The sequence below is a fragment of the Caulobacter sp. genome (genome assembly GCF_039596335.1).
Lineage (GTDB): Bacteria > Pseudomonadota > Alphaproteobacteria > Caulobacterales > Caulobacteraceae > Caulobacter.
Genome location: NZ_JBCNJZ010000010.1, coordinates 186775 through 199162, shown reverse-complemented (window position 1 = coordinate 199162; position 12388 = coordinate 186775). Strand labels below are relative to the sequence as shown.

The following is a 12388-nucleotide window of genomic DNA, read 5'->3' as shown; positions in this document are numbered from 1 at the left end:
ATGACCATCGAGAACGAGGACCAGCTGGAGAAGCTGCGCACCGTCGGCAACCTGGTGGCCCGCACCCTGGAGGCCATGGGCAAGGCGCTGGAGCCGGGCATGACGACCCGCGAGCTGGACGATATCGGCCGCGCGCTGCTGGAGGCCGAGGGCGCGCGCTCGGCGCCGGAACTGACCTACAACTTCCCGGGCGCGACCTGCATCTCGGTGGGTCCGGACTGCGCCCACGGCATTCCGGGCGACACGGTCGTCAAGGCCGGCGACCTGATCAATATCGACGTCTCGGCCGAGCTGGACGGCTATTTCGGCGACACCGGCGCCAGCTTCTCCGTGCCGCCCACGACCAAGCGCATCGAAAAACTGTGCCGCGACGGCCGGCGGGCGATGTGGGCCGGCATCCGGTCAGTGCGTCCGGGCGGCAAGCTGAACGAGGTCGGCCGCTCGATCGAGCGCTTCGCCGACCAGCACGGCTACAGCCTGGTCCGCAACCTGGCCAGCCACGGCGTCGGCCTGTCGCTGCACGACGAGCCGCGCGAGATCCCGACCTGGCACGAACCCCGCGACCGCCGCACCATCCCCGAGGGCCTGGTCTTCACCATCGAGCCCTTCCTGTCGCTGGGCGCGAACCACGTCGAGGAACTGAACGACGGCTGGACCCTGCGCCCGCTGGGCAAGCAGCCCACCGTGCAGTACGAGCACACCCTGGTGGCGACCCGGAACGGCCCGCTGGTGCTGACGCTGGTCTAGGGAAAGCGCCCCCTCCGTCACGTCGCCTATCGGCGCCGCGCCACCTCCCCCGCAAGCGGGGCAGGATGAGAGCCGCTTCCTCCTCACCCGTGAAACGGGGGAGGTGGCGCGCGAAGCGCGACGGAGGGGGCGCTATCCTTCAACCAACCCCAACAACCCCTGCAACGTCGGCGCCTCGTCGTCCCGTCGCCAGGCCAAGCCCGTCTCCAGCACCGGTGCGTCCTCGAGATCCACATAGGCCACCCCAGCCCGCGCCAGGTTACGCAAGCTCGCCGGGACCAGCGCTACCCCCAACCCCGCCGAGACCAGGCTGATGATGGTCTGCATCTGGATCGCCTCCTGGACGATCCGGGCCGGGCGGCCGAGGGCCTCGAAATAGCCGGTCACCAGGTCGTGGAAGGCTGGCGCCACATTGCGGGGAAACAGCACCAGTGGCGCGTCCAGCAGGGCCTCTGGCGCCAGCACCCCACCCCGCAACGGCAGCCGACCGTCGTCGATCCACGCGGCCGGGGCGGCGGCGACCAAGGGCTCGGAGACCAGCCGGCGATAGACCAACGGCGCCGGCAGCTCACGATCCGGCGGCGGGATGACGATGCCGGCGTGGCGCTCGCCGGCGACCAAGGCAGGGATCTGCAAGTCGCTGGTCGCCTCGACCAGGCGGATCTCCACCCCCGGAAAGGCCTCGGCATAGCGGCGGACCAGATCGGGCAGCACGCTGTAGTCGGCTGTGCTGACGAACGACAGGGTCAGGTAGCCAGTCTGGCCATCGCGCAGCCGACGCGCCGTGTCGGGCAAGGCGTCGACGGCGGCCAGGGCGTCCAGCACCTGCGGCAGCCACTGCTCGCCCAGCGGGGTCAGGCGCACGCTGCGCTTGGTGCGCACGAACAAGGGCGCGCCCAGCTCCTTCTCCAGCGCCTGGATCGACTGGCTGAGCGGCGGCTGGGTCATGCGCAGCCGCTCGGCGGCCCGGCCGAAGTGCAGGGTCTGGGCGACGGCGGCGAAGTGGCGGAACTGACGAACGTCCATTCTGTCGTTCTACGACCTAATTGGCGCGCACTAATATATTTTTCGATCGACACAGCCCGGCGTAAAAGACCCCACAGCCGACATTGAGATTGACCGACATGCCTCCCTATCGCTCGCGCACCTCCACCCACGGCCGCAACATGGCCGGCGCCCGCGGCCTCTGGCGCGCCACCGGCATGAAGGACGAGGACTTCGGCAAGCCGATCATCGCCGTGGCCAACAGCTTCACCCAGTTCGTCCCGGGCCACGTGCACCTGAAGGACCTGGGCCAGCTGGTCGCCCGCGAGATCGAGGCCGCCGGCGGCGTGGCCAAGGAGTTCAACACCATCGCCGTCGACGACGGCATCGCGATGGGTCACGGCGGCATGCTGTACTCGCTGCCCAGCCGCGAGCTGATCGCCGACAGCGTCGAGTACATGGTCAACGCGCACTGCGCCGACGCCATCGTCTGCATCTCCAACTGCGACAAGATCACCCCCGGCATGCTGATGGCCGCCATGCGCCTCAACATCCCCGTGGTCTTCGTCTCGGGCGGTCCGATGGAGGCCGGCAAGGTGCAGGTGAAGGGCGCGATCCGGGCGCTGGACCTGGTCGACGCCATGGTCGTGGCCGCCGACGACAAGTACACCGACGAGGAAGTCACCGCGATCGAGAAGGCCGCCTGCCCGACCTGCGGCTCGTGCTCGGGCATGTTCACCGCCAACTCGATGAACTGCCTGACCGAAGCCCTGGGCCTGTCCCTGCCCGGCAACGGCTCGGTCCTGGCCACCCACGCCGACCGCGAAGCCCTGTTCAAGGAAGCCGGCCGCCTGGTCGTTGATCTGTGCGAGCGCTGGTACGTCCAGGAGGACGCCACCGCCTTGCCGCGCGGTATCGCCACCCGGGCCGCGTTCGAGAACGCCATGAGCCTGGACATCGCCATGGGCGGCTCGACCAACACCGTGCTGCACCTCTTGGCCGCCGCCAGCGAGGGCGGGGTCGACTTCGGCATGGCCGATATCGACCGCCTGTCGCGGAAAGTGCCGTGTCTCTCGAAGGTCGCGCCGGCCAAGGCCGACGTGCACATGGAGGACGTCCACCGCGCCGGCGGCGTCATGGCCATTCTGGGCGAACTGGAGAAGGGCGGTCTGATCGACACCAGCCAGCCCACCGTCCACGCCGCGACCATGGCCGAGGCCCTGGCCCGCTGGGACATCGGCCGCACCAACAGCGCCACCGCCCACGAGTTCTTCCGCGCCGCGCCGGGCGGCAAGCCGACCCAGGTCGCCTTCAGCCAGGCCGCCCGCTGGGAGAACCTGGACCTGGACCGCGAGAAGGGCGTCATCCGCTCGGTCGAGCACCCGTTCTCCAAGGACGGCGGCCTGGCCGTGCTGTTCGGCAATCTGGCCCCCGAGGGCTGCATCGTGAAGACCGCTGGGGTCGACGAGTCGATCCTGACCTTCCAGGGCACGGCCCGCGTCTATGAGAGCCAGGAGACCGCCGTCAGCGGCATCTTGGGCGGCCAGGTCAAGGCCGGCGAGGTCGTGGTCATCCGCTACGAAGGCCCCAAGGGCGGCCCGGGCATGCAGGAGATGCTGTACCCGACCACCTATCTGAAATCGAAGGGCCTGGGCGCGGCCTGCGCCCTGATCACCGACGGCCGCTTCTCGGGCGGCACCTCGGGCCTGTCGATCGGCCACGTCTCGCCCGAAGCCGGCGAAGGCGGCCTGATCGCCCTCGTGGAGACCGGCGACAGCATCCTGATCGACATCCCCAACCGCGGCATCACCCTGGAAGTCTCCGACGCCGTCCTGGCCGAACGCCGAGCCGCGCAAGAGGCCCGCGGCAAGGACGCGTGGAAGCCCCTGGACCGCAAGCGCGAGGTTTCCCCCGCCCTGCGCGCCTACGCCGCCATGACCACCAACGCCGCCAAGGGCGCGGTCCGCGACGTCAGCCAGGTGGAGCGGAAGTAGGGCTACTGCCGAAGCCCCTCTCTCATAGAGAGAGGGGCCCATGCGCAGCATGGGAGGGTGAGAGGTTTCACCCTTTCCGGACAAGGTACTGACTAGACAATCACAGGGTCAGAGTTTTCACCGGCTAGCGGTGTAACCTCTCACCCTCCCACGCCTACGGCGCGGGTCCCTCCCTCTCTCTATGAGAGAGGGATTGAGTGGAAGCCTCAGGCGTTTTTCCGCTCGGCCATCACCGTTTCGGCGATGCGCAGCTGGTTGCATAGACCTTTCGCAGCGTCGCTTTCGTCATCGCATCGACACGGCCCTTCGTGTCGACGATGTAGGCTCGCAGCCCCGTATCCGACAGGCGCTCGAGGTCTGCTCTCGTGGTCGGTCGAACCGCCCTGCTCATCGCGTATTCTTCTCGCTTGCCGCTAGGAAGCCTGTCGTTGGACGGTATAGTTCAAACATGAGCCGAAGCGGTGTCAGGGCAGAGGCAGCGGCCCGCGGGCCGCGCGCCAGGTCCACCGCACCCGGTCGGGCTGGCCCAGCGCCTGGTCGGCGGCGCGGACGAAGGCCAGTTCCTGGTCGAAGGCGGCCTGCTTCAGAGGCGTCCCCACCGCGTCGGCCGGGTTGACGAAGGTCACCGGCCGCGGGAACGCCGCCAGGGCCAGGTCGGCCAGCTCGTAGCGGCGCAGCACGCCGGGCGGCAGCACCTCGGGCAGCTCGCGCTGGATCGGCTGTTCCACGGCCATGCGGAAGGCGGTCAGCCCGCCCTCGGCATAGATCGCCGCGGCGCGCTCATCCACCGCCCCCAGGTGTAGGGCCACCGGCGCCAGGGGCCCGACGCCATAGACGGTGATCGCCTTGGCATCGACGTCGGAACGGGCCGCCAGCCAGTCCATGGCCGTGACCGCATCGTCCAGGCGAAGGCCCAGCGGCGTGCGGTTGACCAGCAGGGCGCGGGTCGCCAGCAGGTTCCAGTCGCCCACCACCGCGGCCTTGATCTCCTCCGTGCCGCCCGCCCCGCGCGCAACCAGGGTCAGCACCACGTGGCCGGCCTTGGCCAGCCGCGCGGCCTCGGCCTTCACCGTCTCAGGCTGACGGGTCAGCAGCAGCACCGCCGGCTTGCGGCCGCCGCCCTCGGGGGTGTTCAGGATCGCGTCGACCGCCTGGCCCTCGGCGACCGGCAGGCGGAAGCGTCCGTCCGCCCCGACCTGGACCTGGGGCGCGGGGCCGCCCGGCTTGGCCTTGGCGAAGGTCACTGCACGGATGTCGGCCGCCAGCCGCCGGCGCAGGGCCGCAAGGTCGGCGGCTGAGGCCACCGTCGGACGCTGCGCCGCGACCTGCTTGGCCCGAGCCGCGCTCAAACTCTGGATCGTCTCGCCGCCGATCGCGGTCGAGACCTGGCCGGTTGGCGTCACCAGCAGCCGCTCGGGCGCCAGGCGCGGCGGCGGGGTGAACGGCCGCTTGGCCGGCTCGTCCTTCAGCCAGCGGGTGAAGAAGGCGACGATGTCCGGGGCGATCGGGGCCAGCGCGCCGTGGCCGCCCGGGCCCTGGATCCAGGTGATCTTGTCCTGCGCGCCATACAGGCGATAGACGCGCTTGGCCTCCTCGAAGGCCGCGCCCGCCCCGGCCAGGGGGAACATGTCCTCGGTCGTCGAGACCACCGCATAGGGACGCGGCGCGGCCATCTCGATCAGGTCGGGCAAGTCGAGACCCGCGGCGATGAAGCCAGGGATCGACTGCTCGCCATCCTGCGGTCCGACAGTGGCCAGCAGGTGGTCGAAGTCGTTGACATAGCAGGCCGTGGCCGTCGCCTTGACCCGGTCGTCCAGCGCCGACAGGAACGCCGTCAGCGTGCCGCCGCCCGAGCAGCCGAACGCCCCCAGCCGCTGGGGATCGACGTCCGGTCGCGCGGCCAGATAGTCCAGCCCGCGCACGGCGTCCTGGATGAAGTAACGCGAGACGTGGTCGCCGGTCGGAGCCACCTGCCAGGCGGCCAGGCTGTGCTCTCCGGTCGGCCGGCCCACCTTGGAGGCGGCGAGATCCGGATCGTAGTGTTGCAGCCGCTCGCCCTCGGAGACGATGTCATAGGCCAGCACCACGATGCCGGCCCGCGCCAGGTTGGCGGCGAAGTCGCGGTTGCTGAGCTTGCCGTCGGGGCTATGGCCAGGCGAGGCGATGATGGCCGGGAACGCTCCCTTCCCCTGGCCCGTCGGCACATAGACATGGGCGGTGACGGGATAGCCGGGCGTGCTGTCGTAGGTGATCTTCTCCAGCCGGAAGCCGTCCTCCTCGACCACGCCCCAGGTCTTGACCGACGACAGCGGCGCGGCCGGCGGCAGGCCGCCGATCAGGTCCAGAAGCTTGGCGCGGTTGCGAGCCTTGCGGGCGTCTGCCTGCGCCGCCGTCTTCAGCCCGGCGACCTCGGCCGCGCGGGCCTTCAGGTGACCGCGCGCCAGGCCGTCCAGATAGCGGGTCAGTTCGGCGCGGCCGGTCTCGGGAGATTGGGCGGCGGCGGGCGTCGCCGCGACCAAGACCATCAGGGCCGCCATACGCGCGGCGCTCACAGGGGCAAGCTTCATGTCTCCTCCCGGCCAGCGCGCGGATCGTTGTCGCCCGGTCGCCGCCACGGTCAGGTTAGCCGCCTGCGCCGCCAGGGGAAGGCCTGGCGGACCGTCCGACGGGCCTTTTCCCGCCGCATTGGCCATGCAACCTTCAGTTACGCGAAGGGGAGCGACACGATGGGCGCGATGGCGGCGATGGCGTTTCTGCTGGCGGTCACGGCGACCCCGCCCCTGCCGGTCGAGGGCCAGATCGTCCCGGCTCCCCGAGTCCCCGCCCGATCGTGCCGCGACCTTCTTGGCTTCGCAGCCGAATGCGGCGCCCGTTTTCCCAATCAGGTCCAGTGCTACGCCGCCGACGCATTCGGCCGCTGCGATGGCGATCCGAAATGCTTCGCGCCTGACGGGACCCAGACGCGCTGCGTCCTGCCAGTCCGATGGATCGATCCGTGCCCCCATCGGTCCATCATCGCACTCGACGACAGGGGCCTGGTGACGAAGATCGCGTCCCATACGACACCGGCGCGGCTGTGCCCGCCCCAGGATAGAGTCCTGCCGTTCTAAGCCTTCTCAGTGGAAGTCGCGGCTGCGCAGCAGGCGGCCGGACACCTTCTGGCGCACGCGCGGCGCCGGCGCGCCCGGCTCGTCGCGCAGGGTCGACAGGTGCGCCGACAGGTCGGTGAAGCCCTCGGCCACCACGTGGATGACGCCCTCGGCCTTCTGCACCCGGCCGTGCACGACCAGGAACGAGGCGGTCATCACCACGCTGCGGTCGGCGTCGAAACGGTCCTTCCAGACCACCGCATTGGCCACGCCCGTCTCGTCCTCCAGGGTCACGAACACCACGCCCTTGGCCGTGCCCGGCCGCTGGCGGATCAGGACCAGGCCCGCCACCGACACCTTGCGGCCGTCCTTCACGTCCATCAGCTGCTCGGCCGTGATCACCCCGCGCCGGGTCAGCATCGGCCGGTAGAAGCCGACAGGGTGAGCCTTCAACGACAGGCTGGTGGTGCGATAGTCCTCGGCCACCTGCTGCGGCGCGCCCATGGCCGGCAGGGCGACCTTGTCCTCGAACAGCGGCAGTCCGGCCAGCAGCGGCGCCTGGACCGGGGCCTTGTGCTCGCCCTTCAGCCCCTTCACCGCCCACAGCGCCTCGCGGCGGGAGAGGCCGATCGAAGCAAAGGCGTCGGCCTCGGCCAACAGCTCCAGGGCCCGCTGCGGCACGCCGCCCTGGGCGAACTCGGCGGGCGTGCGGGCGCCTTCCTGACGGGCGAAGACCAACACCGCCATGTCGGCCTTCTTCAGCCCCTTGATCTGGCGGAAGCCCAGGCGGACGGCTTTCCAGTGCGGCCGGGTCTCCTGGCAGGCGATCTTGTCGTCGCGGATGCGCGGCGCGCGGAAGCCGGCCGTCAGCGGCTCCAGGCTGCAGTCCCAGTCGCTGGTCAGGATGTCGGGCGGCAGCACCTGGACCCCGTGCTCGCGCGCGTCGCGCACCAGTTGGGCCGGCTGGTAGAAACCCATGGGCTGGGAGTTGATCAGCGCCGCGCAGAACACGTCCGGCCAGGCCCATTTGATCCAGGCCGAGACGTAGACCAGCTTGGCGAACGACGCCGCGTGGCTCTCTGGAAAGCCGTAGTGGCCGAAGCCCTCGATCTGCTTGAAGCACCGCTCGGCGAAGTCGCGCTGATAGCCGCGCGAAGCCATGCCCTCGACGAACTTCTCGCGGTATTCGGCCGGATCGCCGAGGTCGCGGAACGTCGCCATGGCCTTTCGCAGACCATCGGACTCTTCAGGCGTGAACTTGGCGGCCGTGATGGCCAGGCTCATCGCCTGTTCCTGGAACAGGGGCACGCCCAAGGTGTCGCCCAGGATGCCCTTGAGTTCGTCCTTGTCGCCGTGCTCGGGCGACGGCTCAGGCCATTCGGGCTCCTCCAGCCCTTGCCGCCGCCGAAGATAGGGATGGACCATGTCGCCCTGGATCGGCCCTGGCCGCACGATCGCCACCTCGATGACCAGGTCATAGAACACCCGAGGCTTCAGCCTGGGCAGCATGGACATCTGCGCCCGGCTCTCGACCTGGAAGACGCCGATGCTGTCGGCCTTGCACAACATGTCGTAGACGCCGGGCAGCTCCTTGGGGATGTCGGCTAGGTCCCGGATATGCGCTTGGCCGTGGTCGTCGCGCAGCATGGTCATGGCCCGCTGGATGGCGCTCAGCATCCCCAGGGCCAGGATGTCGACCTTCATCAGCTTCAGGCTGTCGATGTCGTCCTTGTCCCATTCGATGAAGGTGCGGTCGTTCATGGCCGCATTGCCGATCGGCACGGTCTCGTCCAGCCGCCGCTTGGTCAGGACGAAGCCGCCGACGTGCTGCGACAGGTGCCGCGGGAAGCCCATCAGTTCGGTGGCCAGCCCCACCGCGCGAGCGATCTCCGGCGCCGTCGGGTCCAGGCCGGCATTGCGCAGGTGTTCTTCCGGCAGGCCCGAGCCCCAGCTGCCCCACACCGTATTGGCCAGAAGGGCGGTGACGTCCTCGGTCAGACCCAGGGCCTTGCCGACATCGCGGATGGCGCTGCGCGGGCGGTAGTGGATCACCGTGCCGCAGATGGCGGCGTATTCCCGGCCATAGCGCTCATAGACATACTGCATCACCAGCTCTCGCCGCTCATGCTCGAAGTCGACGTCGATGTCGGGCGGCTCATCCCGGTTCTCGGAGATAAAGCGGGTGAACAACAGGCGGTGCTCGGTCGGGTCGATCGCCGTCACGCCCAGGCAGTAGCAGACCGAGGAATTGGCCGCCGAGCCGCGCCCTTGGCACAGGATGCCCATGCTGCGGGCCTCGCGGACGATGTCGTGCACCGTGATGAAGTAGTTGGGATAGTCCATCTTGGCGATCAGCCGCAGCTCTTCCTTGAGCTGGGCGGCCACCTTGTCGGGCACGCCTTGCGGATAGCGCCACGCCGCCCCGGACCAGGTCAGGTCGGTCAGGTGCTGCATCGCCGTCTTGCCCGGCGGCACGGGCTCGTCGGGATATTCCTCGTTCAGCTGGGAGAGGTCGAAACCGATCCGCTCGACGATCTCCACGCTCCGCTCCACCGCGCGCGGCCAGCGTTCGAACAGGCGGGCCATTTCGGGCGGCGACTTGATGTGGCGCTCGGCATTAGCCTCCAGGTGGAAGCCGGCCTCCTGGATCGTACAGTGCTCGCGCACGCAGGTGATGACGTCCTGCAGCGGCCGCCGCTCGGGGCCGTGATAGAGCACGTCGTTGGTCGCCACGATCGGCGCCCCCGCCGTGCGGCCCAGCTCATCCAGCCGCGACAGGCGCTTGAGGTCGCGAGCGGCATAGCCCCGGCTGGCCGTCAGCCAGGCCCGGCCGCGCAGGTCGCCGGCCATGCGGGCCAGGTCGCGCTCGAAGGCTTCGTCCAGCACCGTCGGCGGCACGATCAAGCCCAGCTGGCCGTCGGAATGGTCCAGAAAGTCCTGCCACGACAGGTGGCACTCGCCCTTCTTCGCGCGGCGCTGGCCCACGGTCAGCAGGCGGGTCAGGCGGCCGAAGGCTTCCCGGTCGGTGGGGTAGCAGAGCAGGCTGGGCGTACCGTCCATGAAGTCCAGCCGGCAGCCGGTCAGCACCCGGACGTTGCGCTTCTTGGCCGCCGTCCAGCCGCGCACGACCCCGGCCAGGCTGTTACGGTCGGTGATCCCGATGGCCGACAGCCCCAGCGCTTCGGCCGCGATCGCCAGCTCCTGCGCGTGCGAGGCCCCGCGCAGGAACGAGAAGTTGGTCGTGGCCTGGAGTTCGGCATAGGCGTGGCTCATCCGAACAGCCCATGGATCCACCACTTCGGCGCTTCATCACCGTCGTAGAAGCCCTGCCGATAGATCCAGAACCGTCCGCCCGCGTCGTCCTCGACCCGGTAGTAGTCGCGGATCTTGCCCGGGCCGGTGTCGGTTTCGCCCACGCCGGCGCGCCACCATTCCTGGCCGATGCGTTCAGGACCTTCGGCGCGGCGGATGCGGTGCGAGCGGCCGCGCCAGGTGAACTGCACCGGCGGGTCGTCGGGGACCTTGGCCAGGGCGGTGATCGCCTCGGGACGCTTGAACAGCCGCACCGGACGCGGGCGGTCGGGATCCCACTGGGCGGCGGCCGGCGGGTCCAGTGGGGCGTTGCGGACCACCGCGCGTTCGGGGACATGGCTCTCATGCGGATCGGCGCGCCAGACGCGGTTCTCGCCCAGGCGGTTGACCAGGCGATCGATCAGCGGGGCCAGGGTCTCGTCCAGGGTCGCACCCGTCTCGGCGTCCAGGCGGTCCTGGGCGGCGGCTAGGGGCTCGACGGCGTAGGCGTGGACGGTGACGACCTCGACGCCGAAGCCCGGATCGACCTTGTCCAGCTTGGGGACGATCAGCTTGGTCAGCCGCCGGGCGTCGCGGCCGATCCGGGCCAGGCCGGCGCGCACCGGAAAGGCCTTGCCGTCCAGGCGGTGGAACACGACCTCGAACCGCTTGGCGCCGCGTCCCTCGGCCTCCAGCCGCGCGCAGATCAAGGCCAGGGCGTCGCCGGCCACGCGGGCCAGGTCCTCGAGCGCGCTGATCGGCTCGAAGAAGGCCACCCGGTCGGACCAGGGATTGGCCGGGCGGCGGAAGGTCAGGGCCTCGGCGGCCATGCCCAGGGCCTGGTCCAGACGCAGGGTCGCGGCCAGGCCGAAGCGCTTGGCCAGCTGGGCGCGCGGCAGGGTCAGCAGCTGGCCGACATGGTGCAGCCCCAGGCGCGGCAGCTGGGCCTCGGCGGCGTCCTCCAGGCGCAAAGCGGCGACAGGCAGATTCTCGATCGCCGCGCGTTGCTCGCCGGGCGCAGCGATGGCCAGGTCGTCGCCGAAGCGCGCCAGGGCCCAGGCCGCGCCGGCGGTGTCGGCGATCGCCGCCCGCGCCGGCACGCCCCAGCGCGCCAGCCGCGCCACCAGGTCGACCAGCATCTCGCCCTCCCCGCCCCACAGGTGGTCGGTCCCGGTGATGTCCAGGAACAGGCCGTCGGTCCCGTCGATGGCCACAGCCGGCGAGAAGCGGACCAGCCAGTCGCTCAAGCCCTCCAGCGCCGCCCGGTCGGCGGCCGGGTCGTGGTCGAAGGTCACCAGGGTCGGGACCAGGGCCAGGGCGTCGGCGGCCTTCTGGTCGGGATGCAGGCCCAAGGCTCGGGCCGTGTCGTCGACGGCGGCCAGGCGGCGGGTTCCGGCCTCGGAGACGAGGAGGGCGAAGGGGGGGCCAGCGTCAGCCGGTTTTACGTAGCCCGGGTTCCGCCGGCGCCATGTCGTGATCGGCCAGTTGGGACACCAGACGGAAAGGATGCGGGCCATGGCCGGCCTCCTGTTGTTCCAAGATCCAGCCGCCGGCGCGTCCGCCCCGGCAGCGTTCCAGTTCGACCCGCCAGCGCGGCAGGCCCAGACCGATATCGTCGGCCGGGGGCGGCGCGGGGGCCGGTCCGATCCGCCAGCGGCTGAACGAGGCCGAGCTGGACGCCGCCTGCCGCCGGGCCCCGCCATAAGGTCTTCGGTGCAGCACTACCCCGAAACCGCCCCGCCGCTCGCAGGCCAGCTGCAGGCGGCGGCCGGCGGTCAGGTCCGGGGCCTCGGCCTCGCCGACGGCCGCGGCGACCCCTTGCGTCGACAGGGCGTCCTCCAGCACCGACAGGGTCTCGGCCTCGTCGCGGGTGCGGACCTGGATCAGCCGCTCGGCCGGGAAGCCCAGACCGAACAGGCCTGGCGCGAAGAGGTCGCTGCGTCGGGCAACCCAGACGATGGCTCCGGTCTTGACCAGCGGTCGCAGCAGCAGGCCGACGAAGGCCGCCGGGGCCGCGCAGGTCTCGTCCTCCAGCCCCGCGCCCGTCACCTCGTGCCAGCCGCCCAGCGGCAGACCACCGCCCGGAAAGCAGCCGTCGATGGCCGGATCGCCGAACGGCAGGACCGGAGTCGGAGTCCGAGTCCCCGCTTCGATCGCGGCGATCCGGCCTCTCAGGGCCGCAAGACGCGCCTCGCGCGATCCGGCCATTCCCAACTCCATTGTTCTTATTTTGTTCTGATCCTGCGCGCCGGGAGAGTCAAGGCTGGAGGAGTCGGGGCCGGT

At 70.3% G+C, this 12388-nt stretch carries 8 protein-coding genes; 3 read left to right on the top strand and 5 right to left on the bottom strand.

Features of this window, described 5'->3' with window-relative positions:
- Entirely contained in the window at window positions 1-747 is a 747-nt protein-coding gene (map, locus tag ABDW31_RS21025) for a type I methionyl aminopeptidase (protein WP_184722402.1), read from the top strand.
- 132 nt (window positions 748-879) lie between these two features.
- Here map and ABDW31_RS21020 read toward each other — a convergent pair whose 3' ends face one another.
- The gene (locus tag ABDW31_RS21020; protein ID WP_184722404.1) at window positions 880-1773 is read right to left on the bottom strand and encodes a LysR family transcriptional regulator; all 894 of its coding nucleotides are present in this window, start codon (window positions 1771-1773) and stop codon (window positions 880-882) included.
- A gap of 98 nt (window positions 1774-1871) precedes the next feature.
- Between ABDW31_RS21020 and ilvD the strand changes: the two genes are divergently transcribed.
- Window positions 1872-3725, top strand: a complete 1854-nt coding sequence (ilvD, locus tag ABDW31_RS21015; protein ID WP_184722406.1) for a dihydroxy-acid dehydratase — start codon at window positions 1872-1874, stop codon at window positions 3723-3725.
- Between the two features lie 464 nt (window positions 3726-4189).
- Here ilvD and ABDW31_RS21010 read toward each other — a convergent pair whose 3' ends face one another.
- Entirely contained in the window at window positions 4190-6292 is a 2103-nt protein-coding gene (locus tag ABDW31_RS21010; RefSeq protein ID WP_184722408.1) for an acetylxylan esterase, read from the bottom strand.
- A 159-nt stretch (window positions 6293-6451) separates the two neighbouring features.
- On the opposite strand from ABDW31_RS21010, the gene ABDW31_RS21005 reads away from it, so the two are divergent.
- Window positions 6452-6835 carry a hypothetical protein gene (locus ABDW31_RS21005; protein WP_184722410.1) on the top strand — a complete coding sequence of 128 codons (384 nt, stop codon included), beginning with the start codon at window positions 6452-6454 and terminating at the stop codon, window positions 6833-6835.
- Window positions 6836-6841: 6 nt separating this feature from the next.
- On the opposite strand, the gene ABDW31_RS21000 is transcribed toward ABDW31_RS21005, so the two are convergent.
- Genes ABDW31_RS21000 through ABDW31_RS20990 form a run of 3 tightly spaced genes read right to left on the bottom strand, consistent with a single transcriptional unit; the run spans window position 6842 to window position 12325 of the window.
- Window positions 6842-10087, bottom strand: a complete 3246-nt coding sequence (locus ABDW31_RS21000; RefSeq protein ID WP_184722412.1) for an error-prone DNA polymerase — start codon at window positions 10085-10087, stop codon at window positions 6842-6844.
- The gene (locus tag ABDW31_RS20995; RefSeq protein WP_184722414.1) at window positions 10084-11622 is read right to left on the bottom strand and encodes a DNA polymerase Y family protein; all 1539 of its coding nucleotides are present in this window, start codon (window positions 11620-11622) and stop codon (window positions 10084-10086) included. The genes ABDW31_RS21000 and ABDW31_RS20995 overlap by 4 nt, the downstream gene beginning before the upstream one ends.
- Window positions 11537-12325: a protein imuA gene (locus ABDW31_RS20990; protein WP_184722416.1), complete on the bottom strand. Its 789-nt coding sequence runs from the start codon at window positions 12323-12325 to the stop codon at window positions 11537-11539. The genes ABDW31_RS20995 and ABDW31_RS20990 overlap by 86 nt, the downstream gene beginning before the upstream one ends.
- Window positions 12326-12388: the final 63 nt, after the last annotated feature.

Excerpts from the sequence above, each read along its gene's own strand:
- ABDW31_RS21010 (WP_184722408.1), bottom strand. The coding sequence starts at position 6,292 with ATGAAGCTTGCCCCTGTGAGCGCCGCGCGTATGGCGGCCCTGATGGTC.
- ABDW31_RS20990 (WP_184722416.1), bottom strand. The coding sequence starts at position 12,325 with ATGGAGTTGGGAATGGCCGGATCGCGCGAGGCGCGTCTTGCGGCCCTG.
- ABDW31_RS21000 (WP_184722412.1), bottom strand. The coding sequence starts at position 10,087 with ATGAGCCACGCCTATGCCGAACTCCAGGCCACGACCAACTTCTCGTTC.
- ilvD (WP_184722406.1), top strand. The coding sequence starts at position 1,872 with ATGCCTCCCTATCGCTCGCGCACCTCCACCCACGGCCGCAACATGGCC.
- ABDW31_RS20995 (WP_184722414.1), bottom strand. The coding sequence starts at position 11,622 with ATGGCCCGCATCCTTTCCGTCTGGTGTCCCAACTGGCCGATCACGACA.
- ABDW31_RS21005 (WP_184722410.1), top strand. The coding sequence starts at position 6,452 with ATGGGCGCGATGGCGGCGATGGCGTTTCTGCTGGCGGTCACGGCGACC.
- ABDW31_RS21020 (WP_184722404.1), bottom strand. The coding sequence starts at position 1,773 with ATGGACGTTCGTCAGTTCCGCCACTTCGCCGCCGTCGCCCAGACCCTG.
- map (WP_184722402.1), top strand. The coding sequence starts at position 1 with ATGACCATCGAGAACGAGGACCAGCTGGAGAAGCTGCGCACCGTCGGC.